Genomic DNA, 20,687 nt, shown 5'->3' with positions numbered 1-20,687 from the left:
CCCCGGCGCCCACCCGGCGCCGGCCCGGACCACCCACCCGGACCACGGGCGCCGCACGGCGTCCGCTCCGTCCGCCTACGAACCGAGGAGCCGCACCATGCACCTTGACCACGACCACTCCGCCGCCTCCGCCGTCAGCGCCGACGCCCACCGCCCCGACGGCACCCGGCGGGCACTGCGCATCGGACTCGGCGGACCGGTCGGCTCCGGCAAGACCGCCACCGTCGCCGCACTGTGCCGCACCCTGCGCGACACCCTCTCGCTGGCCGTCGTCACCAACGACATCTACACCCGCGAGGACGCCGAGTTCCTGCTGCGCAACGCGGTGCTGCCGCCCGAGCGCATCCAGGCCGTCGAGACCGGAGCCTGCCCGCACACCGCCATCCGCGACGACATCTCGGCGAACCTCGAAGCGGTGGAGGACCTGGAGGACGCGGTCGGCCCGCTCGACCTGATCCTGGTGGAGTCCGGCGGCGACAACCTCACCGCGACCTTCTCCCGGGGACTCGTCGACGCTCAGATCTTCGTCATCGACGTGGCGGGCGGCGACGACATCCCGCGCAAGGGCGGCCCCGGCGTCACCACCGCCGACCTGCTGGTGATCAACAAGACGGACCTCGCGCCGTACGTCGGCTCCGACCTGGAGCGGATGGCCCGCGACGCCGCCCAGCAGCGCGGCGGGCTCCCCGTCGCCTTCACCTCGCTGACCTCGGGGGAGGGCGTCAAGCCGATCGCGGACTGGGTGCGCGCCCAGCTGGCCGCCTGGACCGCCCCCGGCGTCCCGGCGTGAGTCTGCGCGCCACCGCCCGGATCGTCGCCGCCCCGGGCGGCCGGCTGCCGCTCCTGGAGAGCGACGGCCCGCTGGCCCTGCGCCGCACCCGTGCGGTGACCGGCGGGCCGGACGCCAGCAGGGTCACCGTCGTCGGCGCGATGAGCGCGCCGCTCGGCGGGGACCGGCTGGCGATCGAGGCGGAGGTACGGGACGGGGCCCGGCTGACCGTGGACGCCGCGGCGGCCACCGTCGCCCTGCCCGGCCGGCTCGCCGAACCCGCCTCGTACGACGTGCGGCTGACGGTCGGTCAGGACGCCGAACTGCACTGGCTGCCGGAGCAGCTCATCTCCTGCCGGGGCAGCGACCTGCGGATGCGGACCCGGGTCGACCTCGCCCCCACCGCCCGCCTGGTGCTCCGCGAGGAGCAGGTGCTCGGCCGGCACGGCGAGCCCACCGGCACCCTCGCCACCCGCCTCACCGTCCGCCGCGGCGGACGCCTGCTGTTCGACCAGGAACTGGCGTACGGCCCCGGCGCGCCCGGCGGCTGGGACAGTGGTGCGGTCCTCGGCGGCCACCGCGCGGTCGGCCAGCTCCTCGTGGTGGACGCCCGGACGGCGGACACCCCGCCGCCGCCCCGCCTCCTCGGCGAAACGGCGGTCCTGACTCCCCTGGTCGGCCCCGGCTACCTGATCACCGCGGTCGCCCCGGACGCCAGGCAACTGCGCGCGGTACTGGACGCGGCACTGGCCGAGGCCCGGTCCCGGGAGACGGCCCCGGCCGCCTGACAGCCACCGTCGGCCCGGCCGCGCCCCCGTCCGGGCGCTGCCGGCCGCCGGGTCCCGCGTCAGCCGCCCACGTACCAGTTGAAGCCGCCCGAGGACGCGACGAACGCGATCAGGAGGCCGAACAGTCCGACGATTCCGCAGGCGAAACCCGCGACCGCCAGGCCGTTCGTGCCCGAGGTGCTGCGCCCGCGGGACGTGCCCGTGCTCATGCCGGTCATGAGAACTCCCTTGCTGTGTAGGCGTGTTGGAGTTCTCCGGATATCCCGTGAGGCCGGACCCGTGCGGCTCCGCCGAATGGCGTACCGCTGAACGGGCACACCGCACCGGTTATTGGTTCGGCAAAGAAACACCAGTACGGTCTGTTCCCGGTGGCCCACCTGGCGGAAGGATGCCGCCGGACGCCCACAAAGGGCCCGGGTCAACTCACAGGGGGAGGTACCACTTGCGACGCACCGCAGTGCTCGGTTCGGCCGGCACCCTGCTCGCGGGCACGCTCATAGCGGGAGCCATGGCCGCGCCCGCCGCGACGGCGGACGACACCCAGGGACGGCAGAGCACCAGCAGCCGTCCGCAGAGCGGCAGTTCCGAGGCGTACGGCGTGAAGGTCGCCGCCGAGCGGGCCGCCCGCACGGGCATCGCCTGGAAGGACTGCCCCACCGCATGGGGGCTGGAGAAGCCCATCCAGTGCGGCTACGTCTCCGTACCGCTGGACTACAGCAAGCCGTACGGGAAGCAGATCAGCCTCGCCGTCGACCGGATCGGCAACACCGGGTCCAAGCAGGACCGGCAGGGCTCGCTGGTCTACAACCCGGGCGGGCCCGGTGGCTCCGGCCTGAAGTTCCCGCGCCGGGTGGTCACCAAGAACCCGATCTGGGCAGGCGCCGCCAAGGCGTACGACCTGGTCGGCTTCGACCCGCGCGGAGTCGGCAAGTCCACGCCGATCTCCTGCGTCGACCCGCAGGAGTTCGTCAAGGCGCCGAAGCTCGACCCGGTGCCCGACAGCGAGGCCGACAAGAACGCACAGCGCAAGCTGGCCGCCGAGTACGCGGCGGGCTGCAAGGAGCGCAGCGGCTGGATGCTGCCGCACATGACGACTCCCAACACCGCGCGCGACCTGGACGTCATCAGGGCCGCGCTCGGCGACCGCAAGCTCAACTACGTGGGCGTCTCGTACGGCACCTACCTGGGCGCCGTCTACAGCACGCTCTTCCCGACGCACGTGCGCCGCATGGTCCTCGACAGCGTGGTCAACCCGTCCACGAAGAAGATCTGGTACGAGGTCAACCTCGACCAGGACATCGCCTTCGAGGGCCGCTGGAAGGACTGGATGAAGTGGGTCGCCGCGAACGACGCGACCTACCACATCGGCAACACCGTCGAGAAGGTCCAGAAGCAGTGGGAGAAGCTGCGCGCCTCGGCCAAGAAGAGCCCGGTCGGCGGCGTCGTCGGACCGGCCGAGCTGATCGTCTTCTTCCAGAGCGCCCCGTACTACGACTCCAGCTGGGCGCCCGTCGCCTCGGTCTGGAGCAAGTACCTCGCCGGTGACACCGCCGCTCTCGTCGAGGCCGCCGGCCCCGACATGAAGGACACCGCGGGCAACGCCGCCAGCGAGAACGGCAACGCCGTCTACACGGCGGTCGAGTGCGCGGACGCCAAGTGGCCGACCAGCTGGAACAAGTGGAACCGGGACAACACCCGGCTGCACGAGAAGTACCCCTTCCTGACCTGGTCCAACGCCTGGATGAACCTGCCCTGCGCCACCTGGGGCGTCAAGCAGCAGCACGCCACCGAGGTGCGGACCGGCAAGGGACTGCCGCCGGTCCTGATCGTCCAGTCCACCCGGGACGCCGCCACGCCGTACGCGGGCGCGGTGGAGCTGCACAAGCGGCTCAAGGGCTCGCGCATGATCACCGAGCGCGACGCCGGGTCGCACGGCATCACCAACCTGGGCAACCCGTGCCTCGACAGCCGGGTCCAGGGCTACCTGGTGAGCGGCAAGCTGGACAGCCGCGACGTGACGTGTGCTCCGCACGCCACCCCGAAGCCGGAGTAACTCCGGCCAAGTGAACGAAGGGGCGGCCGGTGCTCTCCCACCGGCCGCCCCTTCCCGCTGTCCTGCGGCTGTGCGCGGCTATCCGCGCGACGCCAGCCAGGCGTCCTCCGCCGCGTAGTCGAAGATGTTCCCGCGCGCCGCCAGCTTCGGGAACGCCTCCTCCCAGCCGCGCTCCTTCAACTGCGCCACCAGCCACTCCACCGTCGCCGGCAGCGACTCCTCGTACCCGGTCACCGCCCGGTACCCCAGCTCCCGCTCCGCCGCGCCCATGTCGAGCACCACGGGGTGGGTGGCGCTCCAGGGCGTCTCGCCGACGCCGCCCGCCACCGGCGCCCCGTCCAGGGTGACCAGTTCGCTGCTGACGCCCATCACCCGGTCGACCGCCGCGCCGATCTCCGCGACCGTCGGCGCCACGGGGTCGCCCCCGTTGAGCACCCGGTTGCCCGGCTTCGCCGCCGCCAGCCGGATCAGTTCGGCCAGATTGCCGACGTGCACCGGATGGAAGAGGCTTGCGCCGCCGTGCGCGAGGACGCGCACCGGCCGCCCGTCCAGCACCCGCTTCACGAAGTAGATCTCGCGCGGCCCCGGGCTGTACGGTCCGTGCACGGCTCCCGCGCGCAGCAGTGTCGTCGGCAGGTCCGGTGCGGCCAGCAGCTCCTGCTCGATCGCCACCTTGCGCGTGCTGTACGTCGTGTCGCCCGCGGCGACCGTCGGCTGCGTCTCCCGCACCGGTACGGGCAGGCGCGGAAAGCCGTCGGGGAGTTCCTGGGTGTCGAAGTCGCGCCCCTGGCCGTCGGCGTACACCATCAGGCTGGAGATCACCACGGCCGACCCGATCCGCCCGCTCAGCGCCGTCAGCTGCCGGGCGTGCGCCGCGGTGAAGGCCACCATGTCCACGACCACGTCCACGCCGTCGCCGACCGCCGCCGCGAGCGAGGCGTCGTCCTCCCGGTCCATCCGAACCACATGGACACTCGCCGGCCAGCTCTCGTCCCGCCCGCCGCCGCGCGAAACCGCCCGGACCTCCCACCCGTCGTCGGCCAGCGCGCGGACCGCCGCCCGGCCGATCTGTCCCGTCGCGCCGATGACGAGCGCGCTGCCTCTGGACGTTCCGCTTTCGCTTGTCCGTGTCATGCCCGGCACGCTACGGCCGGACGATCACCGCGCCCAAGGCCCTTTCACCGAGAGCGATTTCGCGCTCAGCGTCGCAGCCTGGGGAACTTCTTCGCCTGTGCGGCCTGCTCGGCCTTCACCTCGGCCGCGTACCGGTCGACGTACTCCTGGCCGGACAGCCCGAGGATCGCGTACATGATCTCGTCGGTGACGGCCCTGAGCGCGGCCTTCTCGTGCTCCATCCCGGCGTACCGGGAGAAGTCCAGCGGCTCGCCGAACCGGATGGTCACCCGCTTGATCTTCGGGATCTTCCGCCCCGGCGGCTGGATCTCGAACGTGCCCACCATCGCGCACGGCACCACCGGGACGCCCGCGGTGATCGCCATCACCGCTACCCCGACCTTGCCCTTGTACAGCCGCCCGTCGTGCGAGCGGGTGCCCTCCGGGTAGATCCCCAGCAGCTCGTCCTTGGCCAGCACCCCGAGCCCCTCCCGGACCGCCGCCTTGCCTGCCTCCTTGCCGGAGCGGTCCACCGGGATCTGCCCGGCGCTGCGGAAGAAGGCCGCCGTCAGCCGCCCCTTCACGCCGGGGCCCGTGAAGTACTCCGCCTTGGCGAGGAAGGTGATCCGCCGCTTCAGCACGGCGGGCATCAGGAAGTGGTCCGAGAAGGACAGATGGTTGCCCGCGACGATCGCCGCCCCCTCCTCGGGCACGTTCGAAAGCCCCTCGATCCGAGGGCGGAACAGAAGTCTCAACAACGGTCCGAGAACGACATACTTGAGCACGTAATAGAACACTCGCTGCTCCCTACTGTGGCGGACACTGCGGCGGACCGCCCCGTGCGTGTGTTTCCGCTGGTCACGCTGGACGAGGGCGCTCAGTGTAAGTGCCGGGGACAACCGCTGTAACCACCCCCGGCGGCCGTGCCCCGGCCGCCACCGCCAGGGGCGGCTACTCGATGCGCAGCCACGAACTCACCTCGTACAGCCAGGAGTTGAAGGCCGCGACGTCGCCGGTGACCTCGATGCCCGCGGACCCGGGCGTCAGCCGTCCGTACATCAGCAGCAGCAGATCCGCCGGGGTGCCGGTCACCGTGACGGTGGCCCGCTCCCCGGGCGCCGCGGGCCGCCGGACCGGCTCCCGGCCGCCGAGGTCCAGGACCCATCCGGCGCCCTCCCCGGCGCCGCTGTCGGCGGTGGTGCGCAGCCACAGCGTCCGGCCCGGCCGCAGCAGGTCCGCCAGCGCCCGCGGCGACTCGAAGACCTGCGGCAGGACGCTGAACTCCGTCCACTCGTCCAGCCCGCTGCGGGCGACCGCCGCGTCCAGCTCGTACGGCACGCCGAGGGCCGTCGCCACGTCGTAGCGGTGGACGGCCGTCTCGTACGTCATCCTGCGCGCCCAGAACCGGGCCGTGCCGCCCGGCGCCACCGTCCACAAGGGGGCGTCGGGGCCGGCGTCGCGCAGCGCCGCCGCGAGGGCCCCGGCCCCCTCGGTGAACCAGCCCGCCAGCGCGGCGTCCGGCACCGCGGCGTAGGCGTCCGGGTCGTTGATGTCCTCCGGGACCGGCCCGGTGGCCCGGGTCCGCACGATCTCCTCGGTCCAGCGGTGCGCGCCGCCGACGTGGCGCACCAGCCGGCCGACGTCCCAGCCGGGGCAGCCGGCCACCGGCGCCGCGAGGTCGCCGCCGTCGAGCGCGGCGGCCAGCAGCGCGCTCTGGGCGACGAGTGCGGCGGTGTGGTCCACGGGGGCGACGGGAGCGGATGAAGTCGTCATACGGGCCACGGTAGATGAGCCCGCGGCGCCGGGCGGCCGGACCCGCGCGACGGGGTCAGGCGAGGCCCGCGAGCACCCCCATGAACGCCAGGAAGGCACACATGGAGAAGTTGATGACCTTGTGCTCCATGAAGATCGCGGCGAACTCCCGGATGATCGCGCTCGGCCAGAAGTAGCGGGCCGTGGGGGAGCCGACGACCTGCCCGTTGAGCCGGGTCTTGCGGGCCAGCAGGGCGGCCCGGAACGCGTGGTAGTTGTTGGTGACCACCACGCAGCGGTAGCCCGGGTCGTGCTCACGCATCAGGGCGCCGCTGAACGTCAGGTTCTCCTCGGTGGTCCGCGACTGCGTCTCCGCCAGGATCCGGTCCGCCGGCACCCCCGCCTCGATCAGGTACTCGGCCATGGCCTGCCCCTCCGGACGGTCCTCGTCCGGACCCTGCCCGCCGGAGGTGACCAGCATCGGCGAACCGCCCGCCGCTACCTGGGCCTCGTACACCGCACGGCCCTTGTCGAGCCTGCTCGCCAGCAGCGGCGGCACCTTGTTGCGGATCAGGCCCGAGCCCAGCACCACCACGAAGTCGACGCGCCCGCGCGGCCTCAGCCAGCCGTAAACCAGCGCGTACAGCAGGAAGCAGGTGAACAGGAAGGAGACGTAGCCGACGATCAGGGTCGTCACCACGGTCACCGTGCCCAGCGCCCGCCAGCCGGTCGAGACGGTCGTCAGGAGCATGGCCGCGAGCCCGAAGATGCCCAGACCGGCCAGCAGGGACAGCAGGTTCGCCGGGCTGCGCCCCTCCTTGCGGACCATCGTCAGACCGTTCCTGACGAGGAAGACCGCGAGGGTGAACGCGGACAGGACGGCCAGCAGGAAAAGGACGGCGGCGATGGCACCGGCCAGCAGGGGATGCGCCAGACCCGCCTTCAGCATCACCCCGAGCAGCGCGAAGAAGAGGGTGAAGACCAAGTAGACGCCGTTGCGCAGCCGCCTGCGGTCGCGCAGCATGCTGACGACGAGAGCCAGGAGGAAGACCCCGGCCGGTACAAATACGATCATGCGGGTAACCTACGGCACCCCGCGGTGCCCCAGAGCCCGTTCCGGACGGTCTGGCCGGCGCGACCCGGGGTCACGGGCGGGCGGGCCAACCGGCGGAATCCGCGGCCACGGACGGGGGAGCCGCCGGGCGCGGACGGCGTGGCCCGTTGCCGGGCCCCGGCCGGGCGGGTGCGCTGGCCTCCTCCCGTCCGCTTCCGTCCCCGGAGGTCCCGTGCGCATCCGTTCCGCCGCCGTCCTGGTCACCGCCCTGCTCGCGCTCGCCCCCGCCGCCACGGCGGTCGCCTCCGGCCACCCCGCCCCGGAGAAGGGCCTGCTGCTCACCGTCTCCGGCGCGGAGGGCACCTGGATCAGGGGCGTCGGCCTGGTCTGCTCGCCCCCGGTGGGCGGCGGTCACCCCGAGGCGACGGCCGCCTGCGCCGACCTGACCTGGGCGCGCGGCAATTTTGACGCCCTGCCCGGCGACCCGCACCTGTGCACCAAGGAGTACGACCCGGTGACCGCCACTGCGGACGGCACCTGGCGCGGACAGCCGGTGCACTGGAAGAAGTCCTTCGGCAACGCCTGCATGCTCGACGCGGCCACGGGCCCGGTCTTCCGCTTCTGAGCGGCCGGGGAGCGTTCTGTGACGTCGAGGTCGCGGGACCGGCCGCCCGGCACGGTCCCGCCCGTCGGGCGGTCCCGGCGGGCCGTGTGCCGTGGCGGTGCGGTGAATTCCGGGCCGCACGGCCGTAGCGGGGGAAGGCCGTGCCGGGCGACTATGTCCTCCACTCGAAGGAGGTGGCGCGTATGCCCGGTTCATCCAAGTCGATGGGGGTGCTGACCGTCGGGACCCTGGTCGTCGTCACGGCGTACACGGCGGCGATGGGCAGCAACGGATGGCTGTGGTTCGGCTGGGTCGTGCTGCTGCTGGCGACGGTGGGAGCGGCGGCGACGACCCGCGGGCGCTAGTACGGGGCCAGCACGGGCCCGGTACCGGCCTAGGACTGGCCGCCGCGGGCCTGGAGCGACGCCAGGTACGCGTTGTACTCCTCCAGCTCCTTGTCGCCGTCCCGGTCCGCGGCCCGGTCGGTGCGCCGTGCCACCCGCTGCTCGGAGCGGTACCACTGGAAGATCAGCGCGATCAGCACCAGCACCGAGGGGATCTCGCTGAAGGCCCAGGCGATGCCGCCCGCCGCGTTCTGGTCGGTGAGCGCGTCGATGCCCAGCGAGGCGGGCGGGTTCTTGTACGCCTCCACCATCGGCTGCGTCGCCATCATCAGCGCGATGCCGAAGAACGCGTGGAACGGCATCCCGGCGAACAGCTCCAGCATCCGCATCACGTAACCGGGGCGGTGCGGCCCCGGGTCGACGCCCATGATCGGCCAGAAGAAGACCAGGCCGACGGCGAGGAAGTGCACCATCATCACGACGTGCCCGACCGAGTTGCCCATGAGCATGTCGAACAGCGGCGTGAAGTAGAACCCGTACAGGCTCGCGATGAACAGCGGAATGGTGAACGCCGGATGGGTGATCACCTTCATGTACCGGCTGTGCAGCAGCGCGAGCAGCAGCTCGCGGGGCCCCTTGCGGCCCTTGGCGCCGCGCCCCGACACCGGCAGCGCGCGCAGCGCCAGCGTGATCGGCGCGCCCAGCAGCAGCAGGATCGGCGAGAGCATGCTGACGACCATGTGCTGCACCATGTGCACGCTGAACATGACCATGCCGTAGTCGTTGAGCTTGGTGCACATCACCAGGAGCACGGTCAGCACACCGACGACGAAGAAGACCGTCCGGCCCACCGGCCAGCCGTCACCGCGCCGGTGCAGCCGCACCACGCCCCACCCGTACAGGGCGAGCGCGGCCAGGCACCCGATCAGGAAGAAGGGGTCGGGGGAGAGCTCAAGCCCCCTTCCCAGCGTGAACGGCGGCAGGTCCATGTTCATGCCGTGCCCGCTGTGATCCATCCGCTGACTCCTGATTCGTGCCGGTTGTCCGGTCCAGAGTAGAACTGCCCCCGGCCGCGTCGGCGACCGGGGGCGGTCCGTCAGACGGACAACGGGCTCCGTACGGCCGTCGCGCACCGCGCACGGGCCGCCGGAGCGTGCGCCGCGCGGCGCACACGGGCACTCACAGCACGCATTCCGCTTCCGCGTACCGCTCGGCGGGGACCGTCTTCAGCTCGGCGACCGCGTTCGCCAGCGGCACCATCTCGATGGCCGTGCCGCGCAGCGCCGTCATCATGCCGAACTCGCCGCGGTGCGCCGCCTCCACCGCGTGCCAGCCGAACCGGGTCGCCAGCACCCGGTCGTAGGCGGTCGGCGTCCCGCCGCGCTGCACGTGGCCGAGGATCACCGGGCGGGCCTCCTTGTTCAGCCGCTCCTCCAGCTCGATGGCGAGCTGGTTGGCGACGCCGACGAAGCGCTCGTGCCCGTACTGGTCCTTCTTGCCGATGTCGAACTCCATCGAGCCCTCGCGCGGCTTCGCGCCCTCCGCGACGACCACGATGGCGAACTTCTTGCCCGCCGAGAACCGCTTGCCGACCAGCTCGGTCAGCTCACCGATGTCGAACGGGCGCTCGGGGACGACGATGGCGTGCGCGCCCGCCGCCATGCCGGAGTGCAGCGCGATCCAGCCGGTGTGCCGGCCCATGACCTCGACGATCAGCACGCGCTGGTGGGACTCCGCGGTGGTCTTCAGCCGGTCCAGCGCCTCGGTGGCCACGCCGACCGCGGTGTCGAAGCCGAAGGTGACGTCGGTGGACGCGATGTCGTTGTCGATGGTCTTCGGTACGCCGACGATCGGCAGGCCCGCCTCGGAGAGCAGGTGCGCCGCCTTGAGGGTGCCCTCGCCGCCGATCGGGATGATCGCGTCGAGGCCCAGGTCGGCCACGTGGCCGCGGGCCGTCTCCACGCCGCCGCGCAGGTGCGCGGGCTGGACGCGGGAGGAGCCGAGGATGGTGCCGCCGCGCGCCAGGATGCCGTTCACGGCCTCCAGGTCCAGCGGGCGGTAGTCGCATTCGAGGAGGCCGCGCCATCCGTCGTGGAAGCCGATGACCTCGTCGCCGTGGTCGACGACGGCACGGTGGACGACGGAGCGGATGACGGCGTTCAGGCCGGGGCAGTCGCCGCCGGAGGTGAGGACACCAATGCGCATGGCGCGAAAACCTTTGCAACGTGGGCCGAATGACCGGACCACGTCGTCCGGGCGGGTCCCGTCACCCTACAAGCGTCTGGTGACGGGACCGAACCGGGCGTCCGACAGTTGGACGCCCCTGCGGGAGAGCGTCGGACGGGCCGTCAGGCGGGCTGCGTGGCGCTGGCGATGCGCTCGGCGCGCAGCGCCTCGTACCAGCGGTCGTCGGTCGGCGGCAGCGCGTTCACGTCGAGGGCCAGCTTCAGCAGGTGGTCCGCGATCAGCGGGTTGCGGGCCAGCACGGGGCCGTGCATGTACGTGCCGAAGACGGTGTCGTTGTACGCGCCCTCGGTGCCGTCGCCGGTGCCGTTGCCCTTGCCCAGACGGGTGCGGGCGAAGGGGCGGGCGGTGGGGCCGAGGTGGGTGATGCCCTGGTGGTTCTCGAAGCCGGTGAGCTGCGGGAGGTTCAGCGGGCCGTCGATGTCGGCGAGCACGTCGCCGACGCAGCGTTCGCCCTCGCCGCGCGTGGAGACCACGTCGAGCAGGCCCAGGCCCTGCTCGCGCTGGCCGAGGTCGTTGATGAACTCGTGCCCGAGGATCTGGTACCCGGCGCACACCGAGAAGACGATCGCGCCGTTGGAGACGGCCCGGCTGAGGCCGCCGTCCTTGCGCAGCCGCTCGGCGGCCAGCCGCTGCGGCCGGTCCTCGCCGCCGCCGATCAGGTAGATGTCGCCCGAGGTGGGGACGGGCTGGTCGCTGCGGACGTCCACGCGCTGCACGTCGAGGCCGCGCTGCCGGGCCCGGCGCTCGACGACGAGGGCGTTGCCCTGGTCGCCGTACGTGCTGAGGAGGTCCGGGTAGATCCAGACCAGCCGCAGACTGCTGTCGTTCATTCGAGTCATGTCCCTGCGGTTTCTGTCAGTTGCCGACGCGGCGGCGGAGGTCCTGGAAGGCGGTGTAGTTGGCGATCGTCTCGATCAGGCCGGGCGGTGCCATCTGCACGGCCTCGTCCACGGTCTCGCACACCCGGAAGTCCAGGCCCGCGACTTCGAGCCGGACCGCCAGGTCGAGCTTGCGGTCGCCGAGCACGAAGATCGGGTGACCGGCGAGCCGGGTGTAGTCGACGTCCCACAGCCAGGAGGTGTCGGTGCCGTCGGCGCCGCGGGCGTTGACGGACAGGATCACCGGCGTGGGCGGCGGGTTGATCAGCGAGAACGTCTCCAGCCAGCCGGCCGGGTTCTTCGCGAGCAGCAGCCGCAGCTCGCGGCCCTGGAACTGGACGATGTCGTACCGGCCGGCCACGGCCTGTACCTGGTACATGCGCTCCAGCGCCACCTGCGGGGGCACCCCGAAGGTCGCCGCGACGGCGGCCGAGGTGGCCGCGTTCGCCTTGTTGGCGCGGCCGGGCAGCTGGAGGTGGATCGGCCAGGCGGAACCGTGCGGGTCCAGGACGTGGTCGCCGGAGAGCACCCAGCTCGGCGTCGGGCGGCGGAAACCGCACTCGCCGCAGAACCAGTCGTCGCCGGGACGCTGCATCACACCGCCGCAGGAGGGGCACGACCAGGCGTCGTCCTTCCACTCCTGGCCCGCCGCCACCCACACCACGTTCGGCGAGGAGGAGGCCGCCCACACGATCAGCGGGTCGTCCGCGTTCGCGATGACGACGGCCTTGGAACCGGCCAGGCCCTCGCGCCACTTCTCGGCCAGCATCCGCGTCTCGGCGGCCCGGTCGAGCTGGTCGCGGGAGAGGTTGAGCAGCGCGATCGCCTTGGGCGTCACGTCGCGCGCCACCCCGGCGAGGTACTTCTCGTCGACCTCGATCACGCCGTACCTCGCGTCCGAGCCGCCCGCCAGGGCGGACGTGATGCCCGCCGGCATGTTGGCGCCGAGCGCGTTGGAGACGACCGGGCCGCTGGCCCGCAGGGCCTCCGCGATCAGCCGGGTCGTCGTCGTCTTGCCGTTGGTCGCCGAGACAAGCACCACGTCCAGGTGGTTCGCGAGTCGTCCCAGCAGGTCCGGGTCGAGCTTGAGCGCGACCTTTCCGCCGATCACCGAGCCGCTGCCGCGCCCCGCGGCGCGGGACACCGCCGCCGCGGCCTTGCCTGCCGTCACGGCCAGCTTGGCCCGCGGCGACAACGGCTCCGTGTTGCCTGCCATCGTCACTGATCCTCCTTGCATCCGGCGCCGCACTTGCCCCAGGTCCACCGGTCAACAGTCCGGGCTCAGCCTATCGAGGTCATGTGGTGTGCCCGAACCGCGGCACCCGTGGGGGAGGGCGCCGACCAGGGTCGACGGTACGGGACGCGGCGGTGAACGTACTCTTGCGCCCATGCGACACCGCCCCATTCCCGGCAGTTCCGGCACCGTACGCGCGATGACCCTGCTCGGTGCGCGGGTCCTGCACGCGCCCTGCGAGACGGTGACCGACTTCGGCCCGGACCTCGCCCGGCTCGTCGAGGACATGTTCGCCACGATGTACGCGGCCCAGGGCGTGGGCCTGGCCGCCAGCCAGGTCGGCGAGTCCCTGCGGGTGTTCGTCTACGACTGCCCCGACGACGAGGACGTCCGCCACCTCGGCCACGTCGTCAACCCGCGGCTGGTGGAGGCCGACGGTCCGCTCGTCCGCGGCCCGGAGGGCTGCCTCTCGCTGCCGGGCCTGGAGGCGGGCACCCCGCGCTTCGACCACGCGGTGGTGGAGGGGTTCACGATGACGGGCGAGCCGGTGACGGTCACCGGGACCGGCTTCTTCGCCCGCTGTCTCCAGCACGAGTGCGACCACCTCGACGGGCTCGTCTACACCGACCGGCTCACCGGGTGGCGCAGGGCCAGGGTGCTGCGCCGGGCGTCCCGGACGCCGTGGGGGAGCGGCAGGGACGCCTGACACCGGTGCGGCCGGCCCGGGAGCCGGTGTCCGGGGCGGGCGCCGGTGTCCGGGGCGGTTCAGAAGCCGGGGCCGCCCGGACGGTCGCCCGCCGCGGCCAGCCTGCCCCACAGCAGGTCGGCGAGGCTGCTCACCAACGCCGCGCGCGGGCAGGGGCGTTCACCGAGCCACCAGTCGCCGGCCGCGTGCATCATGCCGACGATGCCGTGGCCCCAGACCCGGGCCAGCTGCTCGCCGCCGGGGCCGAGGTCCACGCGCTCGGCGATCACCTCGGCCAGCTCCTCGCCCATCCTGCGCAGCAGCGGCGCGGAGTGCCGGCCCACGTCGAAGCCCTGCTCGGGCTGCGGTGCGGCGGCGTCCTCGGCCGGGTGCATCAGGAAGCGGTAGACCTGAGGGCGGGCCTCGATCGCGGCGAGATAGGTGTCGAGCGTGCGCTCCACCCGCTCACGGCGCTCGGCGGGCGCGTCCAGCGCCGCGCGCAGGGCGGCGAGCAGGGCGTCGGTGTGCCGCTTGGCGAGGGCGCGGTACAGGCCGCCCTTGTCGCCGAAGTGCCGGTAGAGGATCGGCTTGGTGATGCCGGCCTCGGCCGCTATGGCGTTCATCGAGGCCTGCGGTCCGTCCCGGAGCACCACCCGGTCCGCCGCTTCGAGCAGTTCGCGGCGCCGCGTCTCGGCGGACGAACGCTGCGCGGCGGCCTGCCCGCCCTGCTGCGTGGCCTGCTGTGTGGTCTCCATCGTGTGCTCTCCCCGCCCAAGCGATTCCGTTCCGTGACGCCCGCGCAACGTAACACTGCCCGTCGGGGGCGACCTGTTGACAGGGGCTACTCATGAGTAACAGACTCGGGGTTACCGCAAGTAACGTGCACGCGCTGGAGGGGACATGACCGAGTTCACGCTCGATCTCAACGACGACCAGAAGCAGGTCCGCGACTGGATCCACGGTTTCGCCGCCGATGTGATGCGCCCCGCCGCCGCGGAATGGGACGAGCGTGAGGAAACGCCCTGGCCGGTGATCCAGGAGGCGGCCAAGCTCGGAATCTACTCGCTCGACTTCTACGCCCAGCAGTACTTCGACCCTACGGGGCTCGGCATCCCCATGGCTATGGAGGAACTGTTCTGGGGCGATGCGGGTATCGGGCTGTCCATCGTGGGGACCGGCCTCGCGGCGGTCGGCGTCCTCGCCAACGGCACCGAGGAGCAGATCGGCACCTGGATACCCCAGATGTACGGCGACGCCAACGACGTCAAGGTGGCCGCCTTCTGCTCCTCCGAGCCGGACGCGGGCTCCGACGTCGCGTCGATGCGGACCAGGGCCGTCTACGACGAGGCCAAGGACGAGTGGGTGCTCAACGGCACCAAGACCTGGGCGACCAACGGCGGCATCGCCAATGTCCACGTGGTCGTCGCCTGTGTGGACCCCGCGCTCGGTTCGAAGGGCCACGCCTCCTTCATCGTCCCGCCGAACACCCCCGGCCTCTCGCAGGGGCAGAAGTTCAAGAAGCACGGCATCCGGGCCTCGCACACGGCGGAGGTCGTCCTGGAGGACGCGCGGATTCCGGGCTCCTGCCTGCTCGGCGGCAAGGACAAGCTGGACGAGCGGCTCGCCCGCGCCCGCGAGCGGGCCGCGAAGGGCGGCGGCGAGCGCGTGAAGAACGCGGCGATGGCCACCTTCGAGGCGTCCCGCCCGGCGGTCGGCGCGATGGCCGTGGGCACGGCCAGGGCCGCGTACGAGGTCGCGCTCGACTACGCCAAGACCCGTGAACAGTTCGGCCGCCCGATCATCGACAACCAGGGCATCGCCTTCCAGCTCGCCGACATGCGCACCCAGATCGACGCGGCGCGCCTCCTGGTGTGGCGGGCGTCCTGGATGGCCGTCTCCGGCAAGCCGTTCACGGCGGCCGAGGGCTCGATGTCGAAGCTGTACGCGAGCGAGGTCTCCAAGAAGGTGACGGCCCAGGCCGTCCAGATCCTCGGCGGCAACGGCTACACCCGCGAGTACCCGGTGGAGCGGATGCACAGGGACAGCGCGATCTACACGATCTTCGAGGGCACCAGCGAGATCCAGCGCCTGGTCATCGCCCGGACGCTGTCGGGCATGCCGATCCGCTAGCGGACCGGACGGCGGGACCGGGCACCGGCCCGGTCCCGCCGGCGCCGCGGCTCAGGCCGGCAGACTGGCCTCGATCGCCGCCACGACGACCGTGTCACCGGGCTCCGTACGCGGGCGGAACCGGCCCACCACCTCGCCCGCCGGGGAGAGCAGGAACTTCTCGAAGTTCCACTGGACGTCCCCGGCCGCACCCTCCGCGTCCGCGAACGCGGTCAGCTCCGTGTACAGCGGGTGCCGGTGCTCGCCGTTGACCTCGATCTTCTCCAGCAGCGGGAAGGTCACCCCGTAGCTCGCCGAGCAGAAGGTGGCGATCTCCTCCGCGCTTCCCGGCTCCTGGCCCGCGAACTGGTTGCACGGCACGCCGAGCACGGTGAAGCCCCGGTCGGCATAGGTCTTCTGGAGCTCCTCCAGGCCCGCGTACTGCGGCGTCAGTCCGCACTTGGACGCGACGTTCACGATCAGCACCGCCTTGCCCCTGTGGGCGGCCAGGCTGGTCGGCTCGCCGTCCAGGGTGCGCAGCGGGATCTCGTACAGGCTCATGCGCTGTGTCCTCCTCGGTTGCTCGGGTGCATCACGTGCCCCGGGACCGCAGGCTAACTCCCACCGGCGGTGTCCGGTCGTGGGCCGGTGGCCGGGAAGCGGCGCGGGGGCTCTCGGATTGAGTGTTGAATGCTTCCCCCCGGATCTTCCACCATGGGCACCGTGACCACTGCGCCCCGCCGTCCCGCCGCCCTGATCGCCATGCGCCCCGAGGTCGCGGAACTGGCCCTGCCGGCCGACCTGCGCCGGCGGCTGGGGGAGTTCTGCGACCTGACGGACACCCGGTCCGAGGCCGACCTGCTGATCACCGGCTGGGGGTGCCCGGTCGTCGACGCCGCGCTGCTGGCCGGGGCTCCCCGGCTGCGGGCCGTCCTGCACGCGGCGGGCTCCGTCAAGCAGCTCCTCGCACCCGAGGTGTGGGCCCGCGGGATCACCGTCTCCTCGGCGGCGGCGGCCAACGCCGTCCCGGTGGCGGACTACACCCTCTCCGCGATCCGGCTCGCCGCCAAACGCGCGTTCCGCCTGGCCGGCGACTACCGGGCCGGGCAGCCGCAGGACCTGACCGTCAGCCCGCACACCGGACTCGTGGCCCGCACCGTGGGGGTGGTCGGGGCGTCGCGCACCGGGCGGCTGGTCCTGGAGCGGCTGGCGGCCACGGGGGTGCGCACCGTGGTGCACGACCCGTACCTCCCGCCGGGCGAGGCCGCCGCCCTCGGCGCCGAACCCCTCGCCCTGGACGCCCTGTTGAGCCGGTCGGACATCGTCACCCTGCACGCACCCCTGCTGCCCGCCACCCGGCACCTCCTGGACGCGCGGACACTCGCCCTGCTGCCCGACGGCGCCGTTCTGATCAACACCGCACGCGGCGGACTCGTCGACACCCGCGCACTGACCGAGCACTGCGCGAGCGGCCGCATCGACGCCGTCCTCGACGTCACCGATCCCGAGCCGCTGCCGCCGGGGCACCCGCTGCTCGCCCTCCCCAACGTCCTGGTCACCCCGCACATCGCGGGCGCCATGGGCACCGAGGTACGGCTGCTGGGGGAGTTCGCGGTCGAGGAGGCGCGGAGGTTCGTGGCGGGGGAGGCGCTGCTCGGCGAGGTACGGGCCGAGGACCTGCCCCGGATCGCCTGACCGGGGCCGTTGTCAGTGCCGCCTCCTACGCTCGTGACCATGAGCAGATGGCTGAGCGACCCCGGCGTCCTGGCCGAACAGGCCGCCGGGTACCGGGACCTGATCGCGCGCCGCGACCTGCCCGGACTCGCGGACGCGGTGCTGAGGGCCGCCTGCCGCAACGGGGCGATGACGGGCCCCGGCGAGGCGAACATGGAGCTGCTGCGCGCGCTCCCCGACCCGGACCGGCGCGCACTCGGCCGGATCTGGGCGGACCTGCTGCCGACGCTCCGGGACGAGGGCCCGCACGTCTTCGAGGACTACCGGCGCCCCGCCGGCCACGTGCGCGCCGAGCTGCTGGTGGTGGCGAGCGGCGTCGTCCGGGGGCTCGACCCCGGACTCCTCGCCGCCGAACGGCAGGCCCGGCTGCGCGCCCTCGGCGGCCAGTTCGTGATCGCGACCGGCAACCGCGACTGGGAACTGGTCACCGCCGAGGTGGCCGCGGGACGGACGCCCGGCCCCGAGGTCCTGGCGGTGCTCCGCCGCACCGCCCTCGTCCACCACGCCGAACCCGCGATGCGGCAGGTGACGGCCGCGCTGCCCGGCCCCGTGCTCAACCCGGGGGAGCCGTGGGCGGACCGGGCGCTCACGGACATCGCCGGGGACCGGGCGGGGGACGCGACCGCGGACGCCGGGGGCGGCGCGTGGCAGCGGCTGATGGAGCACCGGGCGCCGCGGACCGCCCGTGCCCCCTCGCCGCGATGGGCGCGCACCGGGCGTGAACTGCTCGCCGCCGTCGGCCCCCAGGAGGCCCGCCGCCGCCTCCACGCCTGGCTGTCCCTCGTCGGACAGCCCCGGCCCCTCCCGCTGCGCAGCCACAGGTGCGACGACGTCGACCACGCCCGCCGCCCCGACCCGTACAACTCCCAGGCACTGCGCGGACTGGCCTGGCTGCTGTCGCTGCTGCCGCCCACCCCCGGGTCCGCGTCCGTGCTCGGCCGGCTCACCGACACCGCGCTCGTTCCGCTGCCGAGCGGCCTGCCGACGGCGCCCGAGGTGGCGGAGGCCGCGGTCGTGGCGCTCGGGCTGCTCGAAGGCGCGGACGCCAGGGCCGAACTGGAGGACCTGGCGGGGCGGGTGGCCCACCGGGTGGTCGCCCGGCGCATCGCCACCGCCCTCACCGGGAGGTGAGCACGGGCCGGACGCCCGGCGGTGGCCGAAGCGGGCGCCGGGGTGCCGGGGTGCCGGGCGGTCTCAGCCCTCCGGCCCGGGATCCCACAGGTGCTCCAGCCGTGCCCCGCACGACTCCCTGACCACCAGCTTCGGCCTCAACTGCACCTGGTGCAGCGGGGCGGCGTCGCCCTCCGCGAGGCGGCGCAGCAGGATCTGCGCGGCCAGCCGGCCCACCTGGAACTTGGGCGGCGAGACGGCCGTGAGGGGTATCTCCGCGACGTCCGCGAATTCGTTGTCGTAGCCGACCAGGGCCAGGTCCTCGGGCCCGCGCAGGCCCGCGCGGCGGGCGGCCGACTGGATCAGGGCGGCCTCGCGGTCGCCCGAGCACAGGGCGCCGGTGACGCCCCCGGCCAGCAGCGCGGCCACCGACTCGTCGGCCCTCGCCGCGTTCCACTCCTGCAGCCGGGCCGCGTCGTACACCGGCTCCTCCAGCCCGAAGTCCCGCACCGCGCGGGCGAATCCGGAGCGGATGGGGGCCGCCGTCGCCCCGTCGGCACGCACCACCAGACCCAGCCGGGAGTGGCCCAGGGTGCGCAGGTGGCGGACCGCGTCGTACGCGCCGCCCTCGTGGTCCGTGCAGACGTGCTCGGTGGGGTCGCCGGGACCGGCGGCCGTGAGCCGGCGCTCGACGAGCACCGAGGGCACCGGCAGCGCCAGCAGTTCCTCCGCGCGGCGGGCCGGGTCGCCCTCGGTGTGCGCGCCGGGAACCAGCAGCAGGCCGTGCACACCGGAGAGCAGGAGCTCGGTGATCGCGGCGTCCTCGGCCCGGCGGTCGTAGTGCGAGCAGGCGAGGACGAACTGGGCGCCCGCGTCCGCGAGTACCTCCTGGATGCCCTGGATGACACGCGGGTAGTAGAACGTGGTGTCCGGGACCAGGACGCCGATCATCCGCCGGTGGTGCGGCAGCCCGGACACCCGGGCGAGGGCGAAGGTGCCCGCGCCCTGGCGCCGTTCGACCATGCCCTGCGCCACCAGGTCCTCGTAGGCCCGTCTGACCGTCGTCACCGACAGGCCCGTCTCGGCGGCGAGGGCCCGTTCGGTGGGGAGTTTGCTGCCGGGCGGCCAGGTGCCGTCCTGGATGCCGCGCCGCAGATCGGCGGTCAGCTTGCGGAACTTCAATTCTCGGGCGGTCACTGTTCCCCCAGGTCCCGGCGCGTCCTCGCGAAATGCTCCCCGAATACTACGTTCGCCGCGCACCCTCCTTCACGGCCGTCCCGCCACCCGCCCGCGGCCACCGGCGGTCCGGTTCCGGCCACCGCCCCCACCGCGGCCCCCATCCCCTCAGGCGAGCGGAAGTTCGCGCGGCCACCCGCCGGTCTCCCGCGGCAGCGCCATGAAGGCGCGCTCAGCGGGGGAGAGCAGCAGGTCGCGGCGCCGCACCGGATTCACCCGGCGCGAGCGCGGCGCGGGCGACACCGGGACCACGGCCGGCGCCCCGCAGCGCACGTCGCCCGAGGCGGCCAGGGGGCGCGTGGGCGAGGCCACCACCAGGCGTTGTCAGCTGATCCCCGGCTGACCAGCGACGAGATGACGTCCCGTCATGGAGCTGGACCCCGGCGGCAGTCGTGTCCGCCGGGGCCCCGCTCGTGCGGTCATCCGGCCGGCGCCGGCACCGGGTCCTCGCCGAACACCCACGGCGCCAGCACGACCAGCCAGCCGTCCGGGTCGGCGAACAGCACCGAACCCCGCTCGGTCCAGTAGGGGTTGGCCGCCTCCACCGGCTCGTGTCCGCAGTCCCGCAGCCGGGTGACCGCGGCGGCGACCGCCTGCGGGCCGCGCAGGTACAGCACCAACTGGTTCTCCGGGTGCGGTTCGGGGATGCGCGGCGGGCTGCCGTGCTGGGTGATCTCCATGTGGACGGGGGTGCCGGGCAGGCCCAGGACCACCCCGTCGTACCCGGCGTGCCCGTCGTCGCCCCGCCAGGCGGCCAGCACCGGGAGCTGGAGGTCGTCGCGGTAGAAGGCGAGGACGTCGTCGTACCGGGCAGTCGGGCGGGCGAAGCGGACGGCGCCCACGGCAAGGTGTTTCGGCCAAGTCTCGGTCATGCGGCGATTGTCCACGAGCCCTGCGGCGCCCCGGATCCGACCCCGGTCCCGGCGGTGCTCCGACCATCGGCGCAGGTCGGAAGTCGGCCGAGATCCGGCCGTGCG

The 20,687-nt window shown here is 73.1% G+C and carries 23 protein-coding genes; 9 read left to right on the top strand and 14 right to left on the bottom strand.

The features are described 5' to 3' along the window. Nucleotides 1-97: 97 nt before the first annotated feature. Nucleotides 98-790 carry an urease accessory protein UreG gene (gene ureG / locus ACFYVL_RS30840; RefSeq protein ID WP_389250624.1) on the top strand — a complete coding sequence of 231 codons (693 nt, stop codon included), beginning with the start codon at nt 98-100 and terminating at the stop codon, nt 788-790. Then, nucleotides 787-1,557 carry an urease accessory protein UreD gene (locus ACFYVL_RS30835; RefSeq protein WP_389250622.1) on the top strand — a complete coding sequence of 257 codons (771 nt, stop codon included), beginning with the start codon at nt 787-789 and terminating at the stop codon, nt 1,555-1,557. The genes ureG and ACFYVL_RS30835 overlap by 4 nt, the downstream gene beginning before the upstream one ends. A 59-nt stretch (nt 1,558-1,616) precedes the next feature. Here ACFYVL_RS30835 and ACFYVL_RS30830 read toward each other — a convergent pair whose 3' ends face one another. Further along, entirely contained in the window at nt 1,617-1,775 is a 159-nt protein-coding gene (locus ACFYVL_RS30830; RefSeq protein WP_389250620.1) for a hypothetical protein, read from the bottom strand. Nucleotides 1,776-1,945: 170 nt separating this feature from the next. Between ACFYVL_RS30830 and ACFYVL_RS30825 the strand changes: the two genes are divergently transcribed. Next, on the top strand, nt 1,946-3,610 hold the full coding sequence (locus tag ACFYVL_RS30825; protein WP_389250618.1) for an alpha/beta hydrolase: 1,665 nt from the start codon (nt 1,946-1,948) through the stop codon (nt 3,608-3,610). A gap of 78 nt (nt 3,611-3,688) precedes the next feature. Here ACFYVL_RS30825 and ACFYVL_RS30820 read toward each other — a convergent pair whose 3' ends face one another. The 4 genes from ACFYVL_RS30820 to ACFYVL_RS30805 all read right to left on the bottom strand — a co-directional run bounded on the left by ACFYVL_RS30820 (nt 3,689) and on the right by ACFYVL_RS30805 (nt 7,550). Next, a complete protein-coding gene (locus tag ACFYVL_RS30820; RefSeq protein ID WP_389250616.1) occupies nt 3,689-4,744 on the bottom strand; it encodes an NAD-dependent epimerase/dehydratase family protein in 1,056 nt (351 codons plus the stop codon). A 65-nt stretch (nt 4,745-4,809) separates the two neighbouring features. Next, the gene (locus tag ACFYVL_RS30815; RefSeq protein ID WP_389250613.1) at nt 4,810-5,520 is read right to left on the bottom strand and encodes a lysophospholipid acyltransferase family protein; all 711 of its coding nucleotides are present in this window, start codon (nt 5,518-5,520) and stop codon (nt 4,810-4,812) included. Nucleotides 5,521-5,674: 154 nt separating this feature from the next. Then, entirely contained in the window at nt 5,675-6,496 is an 822-nt protein-coding gene (locus ACFYVL_RS30810) for a maleylpyruvate isomerase family mycothiol-dependent enzyme (RefSeq protein ID WP_389250611.1), read from the bottom strand. A 55-nt stretch (nt 6,497-6,551) separates the two neighbouring features. Further along, nucleotides 6,552-7,550 carry a YdcF family protein gene (locus ACFYVL_RS30805; protein WP_389250609.1) on the bottom strand — a complete coding sequence of 333 codons (999 nt, stop codon included), beginning with the start codon at nt 7,548-7,550 and terminating at the stop codon, nt 6,552-6,554. Between the two features lie 211 nt (nt 7,551-7,761). Between ACFYVL_RS30805 and ACFYVL_RS30800 the strand changes: the two genes are divergently transcribed. Together ACFYVL_RS30800 and ACFYVL_RS30795 are read left to right on the top strand one after the other, a co-directional pair. Next, the gene (locus tag ACFYVL_RS30800; RefSeq protein ID WP_389250607.1) at nt 7,762-8,154 is read left to right on the top strand and encodes a subtilase-type protease inhibitor; all 393 of its coding nucleotides are present in this window, start codon (nt 7,762-7,764) and stop codon (nt 8,152-8,154) included. Nucleotides 8,155-8,336: 182 nt separating this feature from the next. Then, nucleotides 8,337-8,498, top strand: a complete 162-nt coding sequence (locus tag ACFYVL_RS30795; protein ID WP_389250605.1) for a hypothetical protein — start codon at nt 8,337-8,339, stop codon at nt 8,496-8,498. 29 nt (nt 8,499-8,527) lie between these two features. On the opposite strand, the gene ACFYVL_RS30790 is transcribed toward ACFYVL_RS30795, so the two are convergent. The 4 genes from ACFYVL_RS30790 to ACFYVL_RS30775 all read right to left on the bottom strand — a co-directional run bounded on the left by ACFYVL_RS30790 (nt 8,528) and on the right by ACFYVL_RS30775 (nt 12,818). Next, complete coding sequence (locus ACFYVL_RS30790; protein WP_389250603.1) at nt 8,528-9,493, bottom strand: cytochrome c oxidase assembly protein; 966 nt, start codon at nt 9,491-9,493, stop codon at nt 8,528-8,530. A 163-nt stretch (nt 9,494-9,656) separates the two neighbouring features. Further along, nucleotides 9,657-10,682 (bottom strand): 6-phosphofructokinase, encoded by a 1,026-nt coding sequence (locus ACFYVL_RS30785; protein ID WP_389250601.1) that lies wholly within the window; start codon nt 10,680-10,682, stop codon nt 9,657-9,659. A 143-nt stretch (nt 10,683-10,825) separates the two neighbouring features. Then, nucleotides 10,826-11,554 (bottom strand): type 1 glutamine amidotransferase, encoded by a 729-nt coding sequence (locus tag ACFYVL_RS30780; protein WP_389250599.1) that lies wholly within the window; start codon nt 11,552-11,554, stop codon nt 10,826-10,828. A 25-nt stretch (nt 11,555-11,579) separates the two neighbouring features. Continuing rightward, nucleotides 11,580-12,818 carry a MurT ligase domain-containing protein gene (locus ACFYVL_RS30775; protein WP_389250597.1) on the bottom strand — a complete coding sequence of 413 codons (1,239 nt, stop codon included), beginning with the start codon at nt 12,816-12,818 and terminating at the stop codon, nt 11,580-11,582. Between the two features lie 172 nt (nt 12,819-12,990). Between ACFYVL_RS30775 and def the strand changes: the two genes are divergently transcribed. Next, nucleotides 12,991-13,542, top strand: a complete 552-nt coding sequence (def, locus tag ACFYVL_RS30770) for a peptide deformylase (protein ID WP_389250596.1) — start codon at nt 12,991-12,993, stop codon at nt 13,540-13,542. Nucleotides 13,543-13,601: 59 nt separating this feature from the next. On the opposite strand, the gene ACFYVL_RS30765 is transcribed toward def, so the two are convergent. Next, on the bottom strand, nt 13,602-14,276 hold the full coding sequence (locus ACFYVL_RS30765; RefSeq protein WP_389250594.1) for a TetR family transcriptional regulator: 675 nt from the start codon (nt 14,274-14,276) through the stop codon (nt 13,602-13,604). A gap of 145 nt (nt 14,277-14,421) precedes the next feature. Here ACFYVL_RS30765 and ACFYVL_RS30760 point away from each other — a divergent pair, with 145 nt between their 5' ends. Further along, on the top strand, nt 14,422-15,651 hold the full coding sequence (locus ACFYVL_RS30760; RefSeq protein ID WP_389250592.1) for an acyl-CoA dehydrogenase family protein: 1,230 nt from the start codon (nt 14,422-14,424) through the stop codon (nt 15,649-15,651). Nucleotides 15,652-15,702: 51 nt separating this feature from the next. On the opposite strand, the gene ACFYVL_RS30755 is transcribed toward ACFYVL_RS30760, so the two are convergent. Then, nucleotides 15,703-16,191 (bottom strand): glutathione peroxidase, encoded by a 489-nt coding sequence (locus ACFYVL_RS30755; protein ID WP_389250590.1) that lies wholly within the window; start codon nt 16,189-16,191, stop codon nt 15,703-15,705. Between the two features lie 153 nt (nt 16,192-16,344). Here ACFYVL_RS30755 and ACFYVL_RS30750 point away from each other — a divergent pair, with 153 nt between their 5' ends. Together ACFYVL_RS30750 and ACFYVL_RS30745 are read left to right on the top strand one after the other, a co-directional pair. After that, nucleotides 16,345-17,325: a hydroxyacid dehydrogenase gene (locus ACFYVL_RS30750; RefSeq protein WP_389250588.1), complete on the top strand. Its 981-nt coding sequence runs from the start codon at nt 16,345-16,347 to the stop codon at nt 17,323-17,325. Between the two features lie 39 nt (nt 17,326-17,364). Next, nucleotides 17,365-18,495, top strand: coding sequence for a hypothetical protein (locus tag ACFYVL_RS30745; RefSeq protein WP_389250586.1), 1,131 nt, complete (start codon nt 17,365-17,367; stop codon nt 18,493-18,495). Between the two features lie 63 nt (nt 18,496-18,558). On the opposite strand, the gene ACFYVL_RS30740 is transcribed toward ACFYVL_RS30745, so the two are convergent. From ACFYVL_RS30740 to ACFYVL_RS30730, 3 genes are all read right to left on the bottom strand, one after another. Beyond that, nucleotides 18,559-19,671 (bottom strand): substrate-binding domain-containing protein, encoded by a 1,113-nt coding sequence (locus tag ACFYVL_RS30740; RefSeq protein WP_389250584.1) that lies wholly within the window; start codon nt 19,669-19,671, stop codon nt 18,559-18,561. Between the two features lie 147 nt (nt 19,672-19,818). Continuing rightward, nucleotides 19,819-20,022: a hypothetical protein gene (locus ACFYVL_RS30735; RefSeq protein WP_389250582.1), complete on the bottom strand. Its 204-nt coding sequence runs from the start codon at nt 20,020-20,022 to the stop codon at nt 19,819-19,821. A gap of 107 nt (nt 20,023-20,129) precedes the next feature. Further along, on the bottom strand, nt 20,130-20,582 hold the full coding sequence (locus tag ACFYVL_RS30730) for a VOC family protein (protein WP_389250580.1): 453 nt from the start codon (nt 20,580-20,582) through the stop codon (nt 20,130-20,132). Between the last annotated feature and the right edge of the window lie 105 nt (nt 20,583-20,687).

Source organism: Streptomyces sp. NPDC004111, from assembly GCF_042874215.1.
GTDB lineage: Bacteria > Actinomycetota > Actinomycetes > Streptomycetales > Streptomycetaceae > Streptomyces.
The sequence above is the reverse complement of the archived record's forward strand: the minus strand, read 5'-3'. Positions and strand labels throughout refer to the sequence as shown.